Annotated in this window: 16 protein-coding genes; 11 read left to right on the top strand and 5 right to left on the bottom strand. The window is 37.3% G+C overall.

Annotation, left to right across the window (positions count from 1 at the left end; translation table 11 throughout):
• Positions 1-292: 292 nt before the first annotated feature.
• From UtA1_RS06920 to UtA1_RS06945, 6 genes are all read left to right on the top strand, one after another.
• Positions 293-1,756, top strand: a complete 1,464-nt coding sequence (locus tag UtA1_RS06920) for an alpha-amylase family glycosyl hydrolase (RefSeq protein WP_096550503.1) — start codon at positions 293-295, stop codon at positions 1,754-1,756.
• Positions 1,757-1,981: 225 nt separating this feature from the next.
• Complete coding sequence (locus tag UtA1_RS06925; RefSeq protein ID WP_096550504.1) at positions 1,982-2,974, top strand: ABC transporter ATP-binding protein; 993 nt, start codon at positions 1,982-1,984, stop codon at positions 2,972-2,974.
• Between the two features lie 21 nt (positions 2,975-2,995).
• The gene (locus UtA1_RS06930; RefSeq protein ID WP_096550505.1) at positions 2,996-3,940 is read left to right on the top strand and encodes an ATP-binding cassette domain-containing protein; all 945 of its coding nucleotides are present in this window, start codon (positions 2,996-2,998) and stop codon (positions 3,938-3,940) included.
• Positions 3,941-4,903 (top strand): oligopeptide ABC transporter permease, encoded by a 963-nt coding sequence (opp4B, locus tag UtA1_RS06935; RefSeq protein WP_096550506.1) that lies wholly within the window; start codon positions 3,941-3,943, stop codon positions 4,901-4,903.
• Between the two features lie 21 nt (positions 4,904-4,924).
• Positions 4,925-5,818, top strand: coding sequence for an ABC transporter permease (locus UtA1_RS06940; protein ID WP_096550507.1), 894 nt, complete (start codon positions 4,925-4,927; stop codon positions 5,816-5,818).
• A gap of 69 nt (positions 5,819-5,887) precedes the next feature.
• Positions 5,888-7,636 carry an oligopeptide ABC transporter substrate-binding protein gene (locus UtA1_RS06945; protein WP_096550508.1) on the top strand — a complete coding sequence of 583 codons (1,749 nt, stop codon included), beginning with the start codon at positions 5,888-5,890 and terminating at the stop codon, positions 7,634-7,636.
• 102 nt (positions 7,637-7,738) lie between these two features.
• On the opposite strand, the gene UtA1_RS06950 is transcribed toward UtA1_RS06945, so the two are convergent.
• Entirely contained in the window at positions 7,739-8,590 is an 852-nt protein-coding gene (locus tag UtA1_RS06950; protein ID WP_016838212.1) for a DegV family protein, read from the bottom strand.
• Between the two features lie 94 nt (positions 8,591-8,684).
• Positions 8,685-9,494, bottom strand: a complete 810-nt coding sequence (locus UtA1_RS06955) for a Cof-type HAD-IIB family hydrolase (protein WP_096550509.1) — start codon at positions 9,492-9,494, stop codon at positions 8,685-8,687.
• A gap of 118 nt (positions 9,495-9,612) precedes the next feature.
• Here UtA1_RS06955 and UtA1_RS06960 point away from each other — a divergent pair, with 118 nt between their 5' ends.
• Together UtA1_RS06960 and UtA1_RS06965 are read left to right on the top strand one after the other, a co-directional pair.
• On the top strand, positions 9,613-10,374 hold the full coding sequence (locus UtA1_RS06960) for an alpha/beta fold hydrolase (protein ID WP_096550510.1): 762 nt from the start codon (positions 9,613-9,615) through the stop codon (positions 10,372-10,374).
• A 76-nt stretch (positions 10,375-10,450) separates the two neighbouring features.
• On the top strand, positions 10,451-10,765 hold the full coding sequence (locus UtA1_RS06965; protein WP_016838215.1) for a metal-sulfur cluster assembly factor: 315 nt from the start codon (positions 10,451-10,453) through the stop codon (positions 10,763-10,765).
• A gap of 523 nt (positions 10,766-11,288) precedes the next feature.
• On the opposite strand, the gene UtA1_RS06970 is transcribed toward UtA1_RS06965, so the two are convergent.
• Positions 11,289-11,996 carry a Crp/Fnr family transcriptional regulator gene (locus UtA1_RS06970; RefSeq protein WP_408647337.1) on the bottom strand — a complete coding sequence of 236 codons (708 nt, stop codon included), beginning with the start codon at positions 11,994-11,996 and terminating at the stop codon, positions 11,289-11,291.
• A gap of 179 nt (positions 11,997-12,175) precedes the next feature.
• On the opposite strand from UtA1_RS06970, the gene UtA1_RS06975 reads away from it, so the two are divergent.
• A complete protein-coding gene (locus UtA1_RS06975; RefSeq protein ID WP_096550512.1) occupies positions 12,176-14,311 on the top strand; it encodes an ATP-dependent Clp protease ATP-binding subunit in 2,136 nt (711 codons plus the stop codon).
• A gap of 771 nt (positions 14,312-15,082) precedes the next feature.
• Here UtA1_RS06975 and UtA1_RS06980 read toward each other — a convergent pair.
• Entirely contained in the window at positions 15,083-15,283 is a 201-nt protein-coding gene (locus tag UtA1_RS06980) for a DUF2929 family protein (protein ID WP_016838218.1), read from the bottom strand.
• A 190-nt stretch (positions 15,284-15,473) separates the two neighbouring features.
• On the opposite strand from UtA1_RS06980, the gene UtA1_RS06985 reads away from it, so the two are divergent.
• Positions 15,474-16,412, top strand: coding sequence for a beta-ketoacyl-ACP synthase III (locus UtA1_RS06985; protein ID WP_096550513.1), 939 nt, complete (start codon positions 15,474-15,476; stop codon positions 16,410-16,412).
• A 32-nt stretch (positions 16,413-16,444) separates the two neighbouring features.
• On the opposite strand, the gene UtA1_RS06990 is transcribed toward UtA1_RS06985, so the two are convergent.
• A complete protein-coding gene (locus tag UtA1_RS06990) occupies positions 16,445-17,806 on the bottom strand; it encodes an IS4 family transposase (protein WP_096550514.1) in 1,362 nt (453 codons plus the stop codon).
• 214 nt (positions 17,807-18,020) lie between these two features.
• On the opposite strand from UtA1_RS06990, the gene fabF reads away from it, so the two are divergent.
• The gene (fabF, locus tag UtA1_RS06995; protein WP_096550515.1) at positions 18,021-19,259 is read left to right on the top strand and encodes a beta-ketoacyl-ACP synthase II; all 1,239 of its coding nucleotides are present in this window, start codon (positions 18,021-18,023) and stop codon (positions 19,257-19,259) included.
• Positions 19,260-19,331: the final 72 nt, after the last annotated feature.

Raw genomic sequence — 19,331 nt, forward strand, 5'->3', positions numbered from 1 at the left:
ATGAGAAAAAAGAAAGGGAATGTGCTATGATTCCAATCGTTATGCTTGTATTTGTGATTGTTTTAATGTTACTTTTTATTCTTTTTGTTTTTTTGCAAAAACCGAGTAATCATAGAAATGAAGAATTCATTGGACTCGAAGATAAAAAGAACGAATAACCATGAGGGGTTCTATATTTTTTGTCACACTTTAGACAAAAAATAAGCGCATTTTATTAAACTTTTATGTTTTATTGGGAGTTGTATCTATATTTTTGGTAAAATGTCGTTGATTGGTTTAAAGGAGAGGGATTATGTTGAAACTCAGTAAATGGATTCGAACGACAGCAATGGCAACATTATTATTTGCAAGTTTCTCAACGCCTATCGCAAGCGCTGAAAAACCCCGTTCAATTGCTGATGAGAGTATATACGATTTATTAGTCGATCGTTATTTTAATGCGACGAATGAAAATGACGATATTTCGAAGACCGATCCAAAAAATCCAGAAAAATTCGCTGGTGGGGATTTTCAAGGGATTATAGATAAACTTTCTGACATTAAAGATATGGGATTTACGATTGTTTCCATCGGCTCCGTCTTTGCAACAGAATCTTATGACGGTTCAATGGTGACAAGTTACCATCAATTGGAACCCAATTTTGGGACAGAAGAAGAGTTCAAAAAGTTGATTCAAATTGTGAAACAAAATGGCATGTCCATTATGGTAGATTTTCCGTTAACAAATGTAAGTGAAAAGCATGAATGGGCTAAAGATCCTAAAAAAGCTTCTTGGATTGTAGGGACAGCGAATGGAAAACTTCGCTGGGATTTAAAAAATGAAGAAGTACAAAAGGAGCTAATTGATGCTGTTGTCCAATTTGCTTCTACATATGATGTTGATGGTATCCGTTTAACAAATCTCGATATTGCCGATACAGAATTTTTAAATGAGATGATTGATGCAATTAAATCAGTCAATGAACAAATTTATGTGATTTCAAATACTGAAAGCAATGCTCGATTTGATGCGAAATTTTATGATGAAGTAAGCCAAATTTTTAGCCATGCGTTTAAAAATATTGATGAAGATACATCCGATTTATTGAAACATTTTGAACCCTATGCAAAGGGAGAAGAGGAAATCCCTACGCAAATTATGATTGACAGTGTAAATACAGATCGTTTTCTATATACTGCGGAAATTTATCCTCCAACTCGATTAAAAATGGCATTGGCAACAACTTTGCTACTTCCGGGCGTACCGGTTATGCAATATGGATCCGAGATTGCCATGAACGGTAAAGCTGGACCTGAAGCTCATCAAATTTATAACTTTAAAACAGAAACAGAATTAAAAAAATATATTGAAGATATCCAATTGTTGCGTAATAAATCGGAAACTCTACGCAGAGGAGATTTCAATCTAATTCAAAATAAAAATGGATTAATTGTTTTCCAGCGTTCTTCTGAGGATGAAAATTGGATTATTGTCATCAACAACACAGGAATGCGCGAAAAGATTGAAATTCCGAAAGAGTTTGTTGGAGAAAATAAAGAGCTTCGTGGAATGTTAAATAGTGAAATTTTCCGTGAAGGTGAAGACGGGATTTTTAGAATTATCCAAGACCGAGAAGTTGTTGAAATTTATCAAGTGATTGATGAACAAGGAATCAATATTTCATATATTCTAGCGATGGCTTTCGTTTATATAATTTTCATCGTCTTTATCATTTCTTTAATTAAACGAGGAAAACGCAAACGTTCTCAAGGATAATTCAAAATTCAGCGAAATCAACTAGTTTTGATTTCGTTTTTTTTATGACTGAATAGCAAGGATGCCGAAGAAAAATGATGAGAAGATTGTAGGTATTTTTGAAAATAACCCATTTGTAGAAAATTCATTGAGAAGATACTAACTCTCATGTAATTAGGTTAATTTTCTTCTTTTCAATTCATACACTTCATTAAAGTCAATTGCAAGAAAGGGGACTCTCCCAAAATGGACATACTGGCCATTCAAAATCTACATGTTGGATTTCGAATAAATGATACATTTTATGATGCGGTGGATGGGGTTTCCTTCACATTAAAAAATAACGAAATTCTTGCAATTGTTGGGGAGTCGGGCTGTGGAAAGAGTACTCTTGCTACAGCCATCATCGGTCTCCACCATGAACAGAATGCGCGGGTGACGGGAAAAATCCTTTTTGGAGAACGCAATCTCTTGGAATGTTCAGAAGAGGAAATGAATCATATTCGCGGTGCAGAAATAGCAATGATTTTTCAAGATCCTTTATCTGCCTTGAATCCTTTAATGCGAATTGGTGATCAAATTGAAGAAGCGTTAACCTATCATACTGACTATTCTCGTGATGAACGGGAAGAAAAGGTATTACAATTATTAAAACAAGTCGGTATATCAAAACCTGAACAAGTTGCTAGGCAATTTCCCCATCAATTATCCGGGGGAATGCGGCAACGGGTTATGATTGCAATAGCCATTTCTTGTAAACCGAAAATAATTATAGCTGATGAACCGACAACGGCTCTAGATGTGACGATACAGGCGCAAATTTTAGATTTATTGAAGGAATTGCAAAATGAAACAGAAGCAGGCATCATATTGATCACCCATGATTTAGGGGTTGTTGCAGAAATGGCCGATCGGGTGATGGTGATGTATGCGGGAGAAATCATTGAAGAAGCACCAGTACAAAAATTGTTTGCCAGTCCAAAGCATCCATATACGCGATTATTATTTAACTCGATGCCACAACTCCACTCCACAAATGAACGCCTCAACGCCATTGAAGGAATCGTTCCATCGTTAACCCACTTACCAAGAACAGGATGCAGATTTGCATCTCGCATTCCATGGATTCCAAAAGATGCTCATGAAGAACAACCGATATTCCACGAAATTTCAAAAGGGCATTTTGTGAAGTGCACATGCTGGAAGTATTTCAATTTTCAACATGAAAAAGCTCCATAAATCATTGAAGGAGGAAGCAGTTTGAGCTTCATGCAAATCATTGATTTAAAAGTGCATTATCCGATTCGGGGTGGATTTTTTAATTCCATCGTTGATTGGGTGTATGCGGTAGATGGTATAGATATGGAGTTCGAACAGGGGAAAACTTACGGGCTTGTGGGAGAGTCTGGATGTGGGAAATCGACAACGGGAAAAGCGATCATTGGCCTTGAGAAAATAACGTCGGGAAAAATCCTTTTTGAAGGGGAAGATGTGACGAAGGAGAGGAAATCTCGCACCTCCCATTTTCATCGAGAAGTGCAAATGATTTTTCAAGATTCCCATTCCAGTTTAAATCCGAGAAAACGGATTGCTGATATCCTTGCAGAACCGATTCGAAATTTTTTGAACTTAACTCCTAGGGAAGAAAGGAAAAAAATTGATGAACTTCTTGCGATAGTTGGCATGCCGGGCGATTCAAAAGAAAAATTTCCACATGAATTTTCAGGAGGACAAAAGCAGCGCATCAATATCGCAAGAGCCCTTGCAACGAATCCAAAGCTAATTATTGCTGATGAACCGGTTTCAGCTCTTGATTTATCTGTACAGGCACAAGTGCTCAATTTTATGAAAGATGTGCAGAAGGAATTTGGATTAACCTATTTGTTTATCTCCCATGATTTAGGAGTCGTCAAGCATATGTGTGACTATATTTTTATCATGTATAAAGGAAGGTTTGTGGAATGCGGCACAAAGCAGGATATTTACCAAAATCCAAAGCATCTTTACACGAAGCGATTGCTTAATTCCATTCCGGCGACAACTCCTGTGGGAAGGGAAAAAAGGAAATGGGCTCGACAAGAGTTTGAAAAAGTGTATGAAAAGCATATTCATAAAGCTTTTGATGAAAATGGACGAGTGTATGATTTAATTCCGATTTCCGATACCCATTACGTTTCGGCTTCGAGCGTAAAGGAGGTCGTATAGATGTGGAAAACCATTGTACGTCGTCTCATTCTTATGGTTCCACAACTGATTGCTTTAAGCATCATCGTGTTTGTGATGGCAAAGATGATGCCGGGGGATCCATTTACAGGTATGATTACACCCGAAACTGACCCAGCACGAATTGAAGAATTGAAGGAAGAATTGGGATTAAATGACCCTTTACCAATACAATATGTTCGCTGGGTAAAAAATGCGCTGCAAGGTGATTTCGGAAAGAGCTATACTTTTCAGCGGGATGTGACTTCTCTCATTGGGGAACGGGCGTTGAACACCTTTTGGCTATCCTTTGTCAGCGTCATTTTATTGTATCTAATAGCCATTCCTCTTGGGATTTTAGCGGGGCGATACCAACAGTCAAGACTAGATAAATTTATTGTGTTTTATAGTTTCATCACCTATGCCATTCCAACGTTTGTACTTTCTCTGTTGTTTTTATATATATTCGGCTACAAATTGCAATGGTTTCCAACAAGCGGAAGCGTAGATATCGAAGTTGAACCAGGAACCATCCAGTACATATGGAACCGTTTTTATCACATCCTACTGCCAGCCATTACGTATGCCATTCTCGGTACGACCGGTGTGATTCAATATTTGCGTTCGGAAATCATCGATGCAAAAACAATGGATTATGTACGAACGGCCCGAAGCAAAGGCGTGCCGTTAAGGAAAATTTATACGAAGCACATTTTGCGAAATTCGTTTATTCCGATTGCAGCTTTTTTAGGATTTACCATTACCGGACTTCTTGGCGGATCTATATTTATTGAGACGATTTTCGGCTACCCAGGAATGGGACAATTATTTGTCAGTTCCATTGCCTCAAGGGATTATAGCGTCATTTGCGCTTTAGTGATGCTGTATGGTTTTTTAACATTGCTAGGTAGTTTGCTTTCCGACATTATTTTAAGTATTGTGGATCCTCGCATTCGAATTGAATAGTGAGGAGGGGATGGTGGAAAAATGAGACGTAAGAAGAAGCGATATCGAAAAAATGGTCGTCCACGAGGAATAGGTGTTGCTTTTCGGGAATTCCAAAAGGATAAAATCGCCTTGGTTTCGCTCTTTTTATTAGTTTTGTTCATTCTATTTGTTTTTATAGCATCTTTCTTCATTGATCAAGAGCAGTTGATGCGCATTAATTTGTACGACCGTTATAGTCGGCCGGGAGAGAAGTACTTGTTAGGTGCAGATCAGGGCGGAAAAGATATTTTGGGACAACTAATCATTGGCGCCAGAAACTCCGTATCCATTGCTCTTGCTATCACGCTTATCACTGGTTTTATAGGCATTGTGGTAGGTCTCATTTGTGGTTATTTCGGCGGCTGGGTGGATTATATCATCATGAGAATCATTGATTTTTTCGTAACGATTCCTTCATTGTTATTTATCATTGTCTTTGTAACCCTTGTGCCAAAATATTCGGTAACCTCTTTCATTCTGATTATGAGCCTCTTTTTATGGACGGGAACAGCCCGGCTTGTTCGTTCAAAGGCATTATCAGAAAGCAAAAGGGATTATGTGAGCGCATCGAAGACACTTGGAACGAGCGATTTTGTCATACTTCGGAGGGAAGTGGCGCCAAATTTAAGTTCATTATTAATCGTTGAGTTAACATTGAATTTTGCGGGCAACGTCGGCATTGAAACTGGTCTTTCATATTTAGGTTTTGGCTTGCCGCCCACAACCCCTTCATTAGGGACCTTAGTGAGCTATGCCAATAATCCAGCCGTATTGCAACAATATTGGTGGGTATGGCTTCCGGCATCTTTATTAATTTTATTCATGATGCTTGCCATCAATTATATCGGCCAAGCTTTAAGGAAATCGGTGGATGTGAAGCAGCGATTGGGATAATGGATGATGTCAATGAATTGTTTTATTTATTGATAAATATTAACTAAAACAGCACCAAGGGAGGACATCATGAGAAAAATATTATTACTCTGCATCACGATTATCATCATAACAGCACTAATGAATTCGAATGTTTATTCAAAAAATATCACATTGCCGACTTCCGTTACAAATGAAGGAACACCAATCAAAGGAGGTATTTTAAAAGTAGGGATTGTGAAAGATGAACCTTTCCAAGGAGTGTTTTTGGCTGAACTTTATGAAAACCGCTACGATGCTGCCATTATGAGCTATGCATCAAATGCCATTTTTGAAATGGATGGCGATTTTTTAATCAATGATGAGGGCATTGCATCCATGATAGTGGATCAGGAAGAGAATAAAGTGACCATTACTATTCGTGAAGGTGTCCGGTGGTCCGATGGTGAGCCACTCAAAATAGAAGATTTGATTTTGCCTTACGAAATTATTGCCCATCCTGATTATACGGGCGTCCGATATGATACGGAATTCAAGAATATTATCGGGGTGGAAGAATACCACGAAGGAAAAGCGAAAACCATCTCCGGCATCCGGAAAATCGATGAGCGCACATTGGAAATCCGATTCAAAAAGTTGTCGCCTGCGATATTTTCCGGCGGGGACGGTTTATGGACCTATGCGGCACCCAGCCATCAGCTGAAAGGCATTCCTGTGAAGAAGTTAATTGAAAGCGACGCCGTTCGAAAAAATCCTGTGACACTCGGGCCATTCAAGTTTCATAAAATTGTTCCTGGGGAATCTGTGCAATTTGTGAAAAATCCATACTATTGGAAAGGCGAACCGAAATTGGACGGTGTCTTTGTGGAGGTTGTTCCATCCAGCTCAGTATCTGTTGCGATTGGGGCTGGAAAGTATGATATTGTGTCAGGATTCACTGCAACAAAATGGCCGGAAATCCAGAAGTTTAACAACATTGATATTTTAGGGAGGCCAGAATTATATTATTCCTATTTAGGATTTAAGTTGGGAAAATGGGACCCGAAAAAGAGAGAAGTGGTGACTGATTTAAATTCCACACCTGTAGGAGATCAGGCTTTAAGGCAAGCGATGGGGTATGCGTTGGATGTGGAAGCGGTTTGCGAAGTGCTCTTTTTCAATTTTCGTCAACGGGCGAATTCATTGATTCCTCCAGCGTTTAAAACCTACCATGATGCTATGCTGAAAGGATATACGTATAATCCCGAAAAGGCAAAAAAGATTTTAGACAAGGCAGGTTACATCGATATTGACGGGGATGGCTTCCGGGAAGACACAAAGGGAAATAAGCTGGAAATCAAGTTTGCGACAATGGCAGGAGATACCATTCAAGATGAAATTGCTGCTTACTACTTACAAAATTGGCGGGATGTTGGATTAAATGTCACTTTAACGACAGGAAGACCGATTGAAGTGAATGCTTTTTACGATAAAGTGGAGGCAGATGATCCAGAAATCCATGTCTTTATGGCTGCATGGGGAACGGGGACAAATCCTTCGCCAGCCGGCTTGTATGGAAAATCCGATGCCTTTAACTTTAGCCGTTTTACGTCTGACTTTTTAGAGGAGACGATTCAAAAAATCGATTCTCCAGAAGCATTTGATCAATCATATCGTGCAGAACAGTTTCGGATTTGGCAGCAATATATGGAAGAACAAGCTCCAGTCATCCCACTCCAATTTAGCTATGAGATTGTTCCTGTGAATAAGCGGGTCAAACATTATAGCATCGATTTTGACAATCCGACTGAATTACATGAAATCGAGTTGTTGGCGAAGGAGCCAATCAAGAGTAAGTGAAGAGTATGATGAATTTCACAAAACGTGACAATATAAATAGTGTATATTTTGCCAATAAAAAAAGCACCTTCGTCTAATTTGAAGGTGCTTTGTTATTTGACCTTAATAATCTTTGTCTGTAAAGAAGATAGCAAGTGTACCTGGACCAGAATGGGAACCTATTACAGCACCAACCATCGTTATATCAAAACCTTTTGGATGCAGCTTCTCTTCAATAATCTGTTGGACTTCCTTGACAGCCTCCAAATCATCTCCATGAGAAATTCCTACAATTTTATTAGAAAAATCACCGCCGCGTTCAGCCATAATTTCTACCATTCGTGCGAGTGCTTTCTTTCTGCCGCGAACTTTTTCTATAGGGATGAGTTTGCCATCATCCACATGTAAAATAGGTTTAATGCTCAAAAGACCTCCGAAAAATGCACTTGATTTCGAAATTCGGCCCCCCGCAGCTAAGTAATCGAGATTTTCTACGGTAAAAATATGCTGCATATGTTTTGCATAATTCTCTACTTCTTTAATAAGTTCATCAAAAGGAACTCCAGCATCTCTTAATTCCACTGCTTTTTTTACAACAAGCCCTTGTCCAAGGGATGCACATTTTGTATCAATCACTTTTAATTTGAAATCTGGATATTTTTCGCTTAATTGCATTGCAATCATTACTGCGGTATTATGCGTGCCGGAAAGTTGGGAAGAAAAACTTATATATATTGCTTCTTCGCCTTTTTTTGCGTATTCCTCAAAAGTATTTAAAAAGACTTCTGGTGATACTTGAGAGGTTTTTGGAGTAGCTCCTTTTCTCATTTCCTCGTATAGTTCTTTAGGGTCGATGCCAATGACATCTTCATATTCTTTGTTATTCAGGTGAACACGCAGCGGGAATAATGTGACATCATGTTCTTCATAGAATTCTTTAGGTAAATCACTACCGCTATCCGTAAATAGTTTCATCTTTTCCTCTCCTTTCCATCCTTTAAAAAATCATAATACCCTTCTTCAAAATTAGTAAGAAGGGTGTTGATTTTCCGTGGAAAACAACAATGTGTTATTTTAATTTTAATCTTTCAATTAAGAAGTTCGCAATGCCATCTTCGTTATTCGTTCCTGTTACTTCATTGGCGATGTTTTTTAATTCACTGATGCCATTTCCCATTGCAACCCCAATGCCGGCGTAATCAATCATTTCTAAATCATTATCTTCGTCACCAAAGGCAATGATTCGTTCCCGTGGAATATTTAAATCTTTCGCGATAAGGGAAACACCGACTGCTTTATTTAACCCTTTACGAACTACTTCAACAATGTTAAAAGGTGCTCCCCAACGGCGATGTTCAATCAGCTCAGCATGCACTTCTTGTAAGTGTTGTCGAATTAAAGGTACATTTTTTTCATTAGCATGAATCAATAAGCTCGTTGGGTCTTCACTTAAGTTTCCACGTAAATTTCCAATCTTTACTTTTGGGTCACCCATTTTGAAAATATCCATCATCGTTGCATCTTCCACATGAATATAAACATCATCAATCACTTCAGCAATTAAGTTTTCGTATTGATATTTATCTACTGAGTCAATGACATCATGTACAACTTTCATATCAATTGGGGAATGGATTGCTTGCCAAGATGGGTTTTTCGGATGGTGTATATAAGCTCCGTTGAAATTGACAATCGGAGTAGTTAATCCCAATTCTTCATAATAAATATTGCTTGCACGGAATGGTCTTCCTGTGGCAATCATAATTTGATGTCCAGCTTCTTTTGCTTTCATTAATATTTGTTTTGTTTTTGGAGAAATCACATGATTGTCCGTTAATAAAGTACCATCCAAGTCTAATACAATTAAATGTTGTTTCATAGAAAGTCCCCTTTCTGTTCTTTCGATTTTATCGTGACATTACGTGTACGTCAAAATTTTGTCTCTATTGATATTTTTTGTTAACATAACAAGAGATAGCCTTTGAGGAGTGAATGTAATGATAATAAATGATGAATTATGGGAAGATATTCCGCTCATCCATTGTTATACCGAAGAAATGAATGAGTATTCACCTATTGTTATTTTTTTACATGGATTTTTAAGTGCGAAAGAGCACAATTTACATTATGCTTATCAATTAGTGAAAAAAGGGATTCGTGTCATTTTGCCTGATGCTCTATTTCATGGTGGAAGAAGTGAGCAAATATCGGAAGAAAAAATGAACTTAAAGTTTTGGAGCATCGTAGTGAATTCTATACAAGACGTTGGCAAGATATACAATGAAATACAGTCTCGATTCCAACCAACGAAAATAGGTATTGCGGGTACAAGTATGGGTGGAATTGTTACATGCGGCTGTTTAAAGAAATATAATTGGATTGATGCGGCTGGGGTATGTATGGGTGCTCCAGGATATATTGCATTTGCAGATTACCAATTGAAAGAATTTGAAAAGTTAGGAGCAAAACTTCCTTTTAGTGATGAACAAATCGAACAGATACATAATATGCTTTCTGAATATGATATAACAAAAACACCAGAACAATTAAACAACCGTCCTGTGATTTTCTGGCATGGCAAAAAAGATAAAACAGTACCAATTGAGAATGCTCTACATTTTTATGAATCAATACGTCCATACTATCAGCAACAAGAGAATTTGCAATTTATAGTGGATGAAAATCAAGGACATAAAGTGAATCGCAGCGGTGTATTAGCTGTGACTGATTTCCTCGCGAAGCATTTAACAGGAAATTAAATTTTTGTAATTTTGTCGATTGTATAGTATGATGATTGAGAATGGTTATCATTTTGGACGAAAGGAGCAATGAGAGATGGCAATGGATGCGGATATGAAAGAAAGTATTCTTGGCGCTTTGGAAAACGTCATTGACCCTGAGTTAGGTATAGATATTGTCAACTTAGGTTTAGTATATGATGTGGATATGGATGATGAAGGAGTATGTAAAATTACAATGACATTAACTTCTCTAGGATGTCCACTTGGTCCTGTCATTGTTGATCAAATCAAAACGGTATTAAGCGAATTGCCTGAAGTAAAAGATGTAGATGTCAATATTGTTTGGAATCCACCGTGGAATAAAGATATGATGTCCCGTTACGCAAAAATGGCTCTAGGAATACGCTAATACAACTGGGGCAATCATAATAATTTAATATATGCATTTCTTTATATAATTTGGATAAACTAATAATCAAAAGATGAGTACGAATTAGGCATTTCCGACACCTTATGAAATGAAAAAGAGCGAATTGGAAAAACAATGGGTTTTCTAATTCGCTCTTTTTTTGGATTGGTTAATACTTAGTAGGAAGGATTAAAATTGTGCGGATATGATTAAAACTTGTGTAGATAATCCTGTGTGTATGAGGAAACATTTTGTGCGGATAAAGTGTTTTACTTGTGTATAGATTCAATCTTGTGTGGATAGTGTATCAACTTGAGAGGACGAGGAATTACTTTGTACGGATAAAGTGTTTACTTGTGTGTATAGGTTTTAGCCTCGTGCGGATAGCGTATCAACTAGTGTAGATAAGGATTCAGCTTGTGCAAATAGTGTATCAACTTGTGCGGAAAAGATATTAACTTGTCTGGATATTATCCAAATATATAAAAAAAGGACTGTCTATTTCACAGTCCCTCTAATTTGATTAATCAATGCGGCAAACGGATAGCGGACAGTTTTCGCAACATATTTCTTTCTTCAAATACTCTAAATTGTGAATGGTAATGATGCTTTTATCAAATGAAATAACTCCTTGTTTTTTTAGATCATTCAGCATACGATTCACCATTTCTCGACTTGTGGAGCAAAGATTGGCAAGATCCGAATTCGTTAAATTGAAATCAATGTAAAGATCGTTGTTTTCATTCAATTTGCCGTAAGTATTGGCAAGTCGAATGAGGGTTGAGTAAAGAGCTCCTTTTTTACCGTGCATCACTAAATCCCGTAAAATACTTTGGGTTTTCAGATGTTCATTTTGTAGCCATTTAATATATTCAATCATTAATGTCGGTTGCTCAGTTAAAAGCATTTCTAATGAATCTTTTTTCATGGACAAAAGTTCAGTATTCATCATTGCTTTAGCAGTCATTGTATGATTGATAGGAGGACCAAAAACAGAACATTCACCGATCATGGAGTTAGGACCGCAAATTCTTAGAGTCAATTCTTTACCGCTTTCTGTTTCTTTGCTTAATTGTACGGCTCCTTTTTGAATAAGATAAAGTTCTTCTGCATTTTCACCTTCCTGGAAGATTTGATTTCCTTTATCTATTTTCAATAACAGACCATGTTCTGCAAATAGCGAATTAAAATTCATAGGAACCATATCGACTAAGACCATGCTATTCATCACATCCTTAATAATGATGTTAATTTGTCGGTTCCATTCAACGACACACATTTAAACCTATATATATAATACCACATTAATCTACTTTTTTTTGAATAATTTTGGAGATATTTTTTGCATTTCCATAATCGTAATCTTATAATCAAGTTAGTCAAAGAAGGTCAAACGTAAGAGGTGATTGGATGCAATTACAACAGGAAGATAATCGAAGTGCATTAGAAAAATTTGGTCGCAATTTAAATGAAGAAGTAAAAAAAGGGAAAATTGATCCTGTTATTGGTCGCGACGAGGAAATTCGAAATGTGATTCGTATTTTATCCAGAAAAACGAAAAACAATCCAGTGTTAATTGGAGAACCTGGCGTTGGGAAAACCGCAATCGTTGAAGGGCTGGCTCAACGAATTGTTCGTAAAGATGTGCCAGAAGGATTGAAAGATTGCATTCTTTGGGAATTGGATATGAGTTCATTGATTGCTGGAGCTAGTTTCCGTGGTCAATTCGAGGAACGTTTAAAAAGCGTATTAAAAGAAATTCGAGAATCAGATGGGCGCATTATTTTATTTATTGATGAGATTCATACGATTGTTGGTGCAGGTAGAGCAGAAGGTTCAATGGATGCTGGGAATATTTTGAAGCCAATGCTTGCTCGTGGTGAACTTCATTGTATCGGGGCGACTACGTTAGATGAATATCGTAAATATATTGAAAAAGATCCAGCTTTAGAACGAAGATTTCAACAAGTGATGGTGAGAGAACCTTCTGTTGAAGATACGATTTCGATATTGAGGGGCTTAAAAGAACGTTTTGAATTGCATCATGGAGTAAGAATTCATGACCGTGCGATAATAGCTGCTTCTCAGCTTGCCAATCGCTATATTACAGATCGCTTTTTACCGGACAAAGCCATTGATTTAATTGATGAAGCTTGCGCAATGATTCGTACGGAAATCGATTCCATGCCCCAAGAATTGGATGATGTGACTCGCCGCGTGATGCAACTGGAAATAGAAGAGCAGGCGTTAATGAAAGAAAAGGACGAGGCGAGTAAAAAACGTTTAGAAGCCCTTAGAATAGAATTACAACAACTAAAAGATGAACAAAAAGAATTAAAAAAGAAATGGCAATTCGAAAAAGAAGGTTTGGAGCAACTGCAAACAAAAAGGGCATTATTGGATGAGTACCGCCGTCAGTTTGAAGATGCACAGAGCAGGCAAGATTTGAATAAATTGGCGGAACTCCAATACGGAAAAATTCCTGCTGTGGAAAAAGAAATCAAACAATTAGAAAAAACTTTAGCCAATGCTTCAGAAAATCGGATTTTAAGAGAAGAAGTTACAGCAGAAGAAATTGCAACAATTGTTTCTCGATGGACTGGAATTCCAGTTACAAAATTAGTGGAAGGTGAACGGGAAAAATTATTGCGTTTAAAAGATACTCTCCATGAAAGAGTCGTTGGTCAAGATGAAGCGGTGAAACTCGTAACAGAAGCTGTATGGCGTGCACGTGCTGGCATTAAAGATCCTTACCGTCCAATCGGTTCCTTCATTTTCCTTGGTCCAACTGGAGTAGGGAAAACGGAGCTTGCAAAAGCATTGGCCGCACAATTATTTGATTCAGAAGATCATTTTATTCGCATTGATATGAGCGAATATATGGAAAAACATAGTGTATCACGATTAGTTGGTGCACCTCCAGGGTATGTTGGCTATGAAGAGGGCGGACAATTGACAGAAGCGGTACGTCGCAATCCATATTCTGTTATTTTATTAGATGAAATTGAAAAAGCCCATCCAGATGTGGCGAATATTTTGCTTCAAATTTTAGATGATGGTCGGATTACGGATAGCCAAGGGCGTCTTGTAAACTTTACGAATACGGTTATCATTATGACATCCAATATCGGTTCTCAGTATTTATTGGAAGCAGGCTCTCATGTTGACGAAGAGGTTGAAAATGTTGTAATGAGAGAACTTCGAAAACATTTCAAGCCAGAATTGTTAAACCGGATAGACGATATTATTTTATTCCATGCATTGACGGATGAACACTTTACTACAATCGCCTGGAAATACATTAAACAATTGCAACAACGAGTAGCTGAAAATGAAATTACGCTAATCGTGGATGATGAAGTGGTAAATTGGGTTGTAGAAAACGGTATTGACCCACAATTTGGTGCAAGACCATTAAAACGATTTGTGCAACGACATGTTGAAACGGCTGTGGCAAGAGAGTTGTTAAAGGGAGAAATTCTTCCAGGCGAGATGATGAGGGTTTCATTACTAGAAGGTCAATTAGTAGTAGCAAAAGGCGAATGAAGTACGTGTGAAAACGGCTAGAGCTCTTTTTGCTCAGCCGTTTTTTTAAAATAGGCGAAAATAAAATGGATTTTGATTAATAAAGCAAATCTAAGCTTCTCATTTTGATTGTTTGGCTAATAAGTTCTTAAGTTTGACTAATATCTTCCTCAGGTTGACTAATATCAGTTCGAGTTGGTTAATAAAGCAAATCATAGTTCCCTCATTTTATTTGCTTGGCTAATAAGTTCTTAAGTTTGACTAATATCTTCCTGAGGTTGACTAATATCAGTTCGATTTTGACTAATAAAGCAAATCACAGTTCTCCCATTTTGTTTGCTTGGCTAATAAATTCCACAGATTGACTAATATCTTCCTTAGGTTGACTAATATCAGTTCAATTTTGACTAATAAAGTAAATCTCTGTCCCCCCATTTTGTTTGCTTGGCTAATAAGTTCCAAAGAATGACTAATATCTTCCCCAAGTTGACTATTATCAGTTCGATTTTGACTAATAAAGTAAATCGCAGCCTCTCATTTTGATTGTTTGACTAATAAGTTCCATAGAATGTCTAATATCCACTTCAGGTTGACTATTATGAGTTCGATATTGACCAATATACTCAAATCTTGGAAGTATCCACCTGTTTATCTATTCCTTGGCTATTATGTTCAAGCGAATACCTATACCGATAATTGCATAAATTAATAGTTAGAAAAATAAAAAACGAATGGGAAAGTTAGGAGTCCCATTCGTTAATTTTTTTGTGCTTGTCAAAGCTGTTGAATAGATTATTGTTGATCTGCTTTAAGTTCTTTTGGAGATTCGCTAGGAATAATCGCAGCTACAACCCAAACGAGTACTGTGAAAATAACAGCAACTACTAAAGTTGTAACAAAGTCAAAAACTGTAATTCCTAAAATAGAACCAACTACGTAGCTTAACATAGAAATTAACAAAATTCCCCAAATGAATGACATAATATATTGCATTTCGTTTCACCTCTATCGAACTTTAATTACTAGTATATACTTTGCTCATCTTAATAATCATAACATAGTACGACAAAAATGAACAATAAACTTTTCGTAGAAACAAATTTTTCTGTTGTGAATTTCATTATTATGGTCTATAATTAAGACCAACTACTAATCGTAAGTATTAAATTGGGGGTTAAATACCATGAATGCAGGAATTCTAGGATTAGGAAAATATGTTCCTGAAAAGATTGTCACAAATTTTGATTTAGAGAAAGTTTTAGATACAAATGATGAATGGATTCGTACGCGTACAGGAATTCAAGAAAGAAGAATTGCTCGTGAAGATGAAGATTCCTCAGATATGGCATTTGTAGCGGCAAAAGAAGCTCTTGAAAACTCTGGGATTTCACCAGAACAGATTGGATTGATTTTAGTAGCAACGGTTACGCCGGACCGAGCTTTTCCAAGCGTTGCATGTCAACTTCAAGAACGATTAGGAGCTAGCAATGCGGCTGCAATGGACATTTCAGCTGCCTGCTCTGGGTTTATTTATGCCCTTGCAACAGCGAAATTGTATGTAGAAAGCAACAGCTATGACTATGTATTAGTTGTTGGTGTTGAAAAATTATCAAAAATCACGGATTGGAAAGACCGCAATACAGCTGTCCTTTTTGGCGACGGTGCAAGTGCTGCTATCGTTGGTAAAGTATCTGAAGGAAGAGGGATTTTGGCCTTTGAATTAGGCGCTGATGGCACTGGCGGAAAATACTTGAATATGAACGATGATAATTTCATTTATATGAACGGCCGCGAAGTTTTCAAATTTGCAGTGCGTCAAATGGGTGCAACAGCATTGTCCGTTCTTGAAAAGGCAGGATTGTCAAAAGAAGATGTTGATTTCCTAGTTCCGCACCAAGCGAATATCCGCATTATGGAAGCAGCGAGAGAAAGATTGGAATTGGAAGAAGATAAATTATCAAAACGCATTCATAAATATGGCAATACCTCTTCTTCCTCAATCGGTATCGCTTTAAAAGATGAGCTGGATGAAGGAAAAATTAAAGATGATGATATCGTAGTATTAGTAGGATTCGGTGGAGGACTCACTTGGGGCGGCGCCGTAATAAAATGGGGAAAATAATAGATTTTCATATTCCAGTTATAGTAATTTACTCAACTTTCGCACACAGATATTGTCAGACATCTCTTGATGTAATTGGGTAAAGACGCAATCCATTCTTGTACTTTACTTTTAAATAATTCCATGTTCAAACAAACATTAGCTTCTGCTAATGTTTGGAAGATCGCTAATAATTGATTCAATGCACTCTCTAGATTCATATCTTTTACATCTTCACATAATAGAAAAAAGAGATTTCCAATCGTTTTAGGATCGTTGTTTTGTCTACGCTCCCACTCTAAGAGTATAAAGCGAGTAAACACAATCGTTGTATGACTAATCAACAGATCATACGAACGACCTTGAAATTCTTTTGCTAGGTTAAGCAATGATTTGGTACACTTGAAAAATGTTTCGATGTCCCAGCGCATCCCGTAAATACGCACAATTTCTTCATCTGAAAGTGTGGTATCTGTACTCAAAATGGCTAACCATTCACTCTTTTTATTGCGGTTACGCACGAATACAATCTTGACTTGTCGTCCTTTTGCAAGATGAACATGGATCGAACCGAGTAGGTCTTTCTTTTCCATGGTACGCTTTGCTTTTTTAAAGAGTTCATCCAGAGTATGGGCTTCACCATCTATGAAATAACGTTGTTTTAGCTGCTTGACCATACCAATGACAAATAAACCTTTATCCGTGATTTTTTCAATCAAAGGCTCATGCGTAAACCAAGTATCCATTAACACATAATCAGCTGTAATTCCTGCATTTAAGGCATGATCCAATAAAGCAGAGACAACGCTTGGCTTATCTTGTTGTGCTTCAAGACGACGCTTGTAGCCGGAAGTGCGTTTATCAATGGATTCATCGACCCCGTTAAGTTGATTTTCCTTTTTCGCTGAACTCAATAAAGCAAAGTCTACAGGTAGAAAAGAATATCCATCAGACCAACCAAGAGTAAGCAACTGAAACCCCTTATAGAATCGTTTCTCTGTATGATCAAATACTCGTGAAAGAAGTTCAACAGACTTGCTTCGGTTGCGTGAAAAGAGTGAATCATCAACAATAAACACCTTCACTCTGTTGTTTGATGTAAGCTTTTTTATACGTCCAGTAAGATCTTGACATAAGGAAAGTAAAAAAGTTCGCCAAGCATAAGTAGATGAATTTAGAAAACGGTAGATCGTATCTTTTTTAGGTAAGTCCACGGCTTTCTTACTTTGAAGTGCTTGAAACCAATTTTTATATTGGAAAACAAGCAAAAAAATAAGACGGAAAATAGATAAGCATGAATAACCAAATCCCTTAGTAATTCTCGCTTTTCTCAAATGTTTGCCTATATTTAATTCAGAAAATCTTCGTTCAAGTTCTTTTGGTAGTTGTGCAAAAGTATCTTTTTTCGTTATCATAATGGTGACACCTTCTTTGGTATTTGGTTTGTTCACCATAATTTTACCAAAAGATAGGTGTCTTTTTCTTTTAAAAAAATAAAATCAATAAAAAACAAGAGAAATAATGAAAGACGATATAAAACAGTCATATCAAGAGTTGCAATAAGATATTACTCTGCGAAAGTTGAGTAATTTATAAGTATAGTTAATCCTAAGGGGGTACTAGAGATACATGAAAAGGAGAGTTGTCATTACCGGTATAGGTGCTGTTACACCACTAGGTAATACAGTAGATGAAACCTGGTCAGCAATTAAAGAAGGGAAATCCGGCATTGGGCCGTTAACAAGAGTCGATGCAGAATTATTCCCAGCTAAAGTTGCTGCTGAAGTAAAAGATTTTGATATTGAACAATATATTGATCGAAAAGAAGCAAGAAAGATGGACCGCTTCACTCATTACGCGCTTGCTTCTGCATTGATGGCAGTAAAAGATGCAGATTTAGTAATTAATGAAGAAAATGCTAACCGCGTTGGTGTTTGGATTGGTTCTGGAATCGGTGGGATGGAAACGTATGAACAACAATTTGAAGTGTTCCAAAAACGTGGTGCCCGCCGAGTAAGTCCATTTTTCGTTCCAATGATGATTCCAGATATGGCAAGTGGGCAAGTTTCGATTTATTTAGGAGCAAAAGGTCCAAATGCTTGTACTGTAACTGCATGTGCTTCTGGAACAAACTCTATTGGTGATGCTTTTAAAGTGATTCAGCGCGGCGATGCAGATGTCATGATTACGGGAGGAACGGAAGCTCCAATCGTAAAAATGGCTGTTGCTGGATTCTGTTCAAGCACTGCGCTTTCGCTAAACACAGATCCAGCTACGGCATCCCGTCCATTCGATAAAGAACGCGATGGATTTGTTATGGGTGAAGGTGCAGGTATTCTTGTATTAGAAGAGTATGAACATGCAAAAGCTCGCGGTGCAAAAATTTATGCGGAAATCGTTGGATACGGCGCAACAGGTGATGCTTATCATATTACAGCTCCAGCGCCAAATGGTGAAGGTGCTGCCCGCGCTATCCAGCAAGCTATTGAAGATGCGGGTATTGATCCTACAGAAATAGGATATATCAATGCTCATGGAACAAGTACACCATACAATGACTTATATGAAACAATGGCTGTCAAAACGGTCTTTGGAGACCATGCATATAAATTAGCTATGAGTTCAACAAAATCCATGACAGGTCACTTGCTTGGTGCAGCGGGTGGTATTGAAGCAATCTTTACAGCATTAGCATTAAAAGAAGGAATTTTACCACCTACAATTAACTTGCATAATCCAGATCCTGAGTGTGACCTTGATTATGTACCAAATGAAGCTCGTAAAGCAGATATTCAATATGCTATGAGCAATTCCTTAGGATTTGGTGGACATAATGCAAGCCTTGTATTCAAAAAAATAGAAGAATAAAAAAATTGTCGATAAGTAAAATGCGTTTAGCTCAAAGCTAAACGCATTTTTACTTAATTTGATGAATAATAA

It is taken from the genome of Ureibacillus thermosphaericus (genome assembly GCF_002370195.2).
GTDB classification, from domain to species: Bacteria; Bacillota; Bacilli; order Bacillales_A; family Planococcaceae; genus Ureibacillus; species Ureibacillus thermosphaericus.

Coding starts and splice junctions, on each gene's coding strand:
- UtA1_RS06920 (WP_096550503.1), top strand. CDS start 293: ATGTTGAAACTCAGTAAATGGATTCGAACGACAGCAATGGCAACATTA.
- UtA1_RS06925 (WP_096550504.1), top strand. CDS start 1,982: ATGGACATACTGGCCATTCAAAATCTACATGTTGGATTTCGAATAAAT.
- opp4B (WP_096550506.1), top strand. CDS start 3,941: ATGTGGAAAACCATTGTACGTCGTCTCATTCTTATGGTTCCACAACTG.
- UtA1_RS06940 (WP_096550507.1), top strand. CDS start 4,925: ATGAGACGTAAGAAGAAGCGATATCGAAAAAATGGTCGTCCACGAGGA.
- UtA1_RS06945 (WP_096550508.1), top strand. CDS start 5,888: ATGAGAAAAATATTATTACTCTGCATCACGATTATCATCATAACAGCA.
- UtA1_RS06950 (WP_016838212.1), bottom strand. CDS start 8,590: ATGAAACTATTTACGGATAGCGGTAGTGATTTACCTAAAGAATTCTAT.
- UtA1_RS06955 (WP_096550509.1), bottom strand. CDS start 9,494: ATGAAACAACATTTAATTGTATTAGACTTGGATGGTACTTTATTAACG.
- UtA1_RS06960 (WP_096550510.1), top strand. CDS start 9,613: ATGATAATAAATGATGAATTATGGGAAGATATTCCGCTCATCCATTGT.
- UtA1_RS06965 (WP_016838215.1), top strand. CDS start 10,451: ATGGCAATGGATGCGGATATGAAAGAAAGTATTCTTGGCGCTTTGGAA.
- UtA1_RS06975 (WP_096550512.1), top strand. CDS start 12,176: ATGCAATTACAACAGGAAGATAATCGAAGTGCATTAGAAAAATTTGGT.
- UtA1_RS06980 (WP_016838218.1), bottom strand. CDS start 15,283: ATGCAATATATTATGTCATTCATTTGGGGAATTTTGTTAATTTCTATG.
- UtA1_RS06985 (WP_096550513.1), top strand. CDS start 15,474: ATGAATGCAGGAATTCTAGGATTAGGAAAATATGTTCCTGAAAAGATT.
- UtA1_RS06990 (WP_096550514.1), bottom strand. CDS start 17,806: ATGATAACGAAAAAAGATACTTTTGCACAACTACCAAAAGAACTTGAA.
- fabF (WP_096550515.1), top strand. CDS start 18,021: ATGAAAAGGAGAGTTGTCATTACCGGTATAGGTGCTGTTACACCACTA.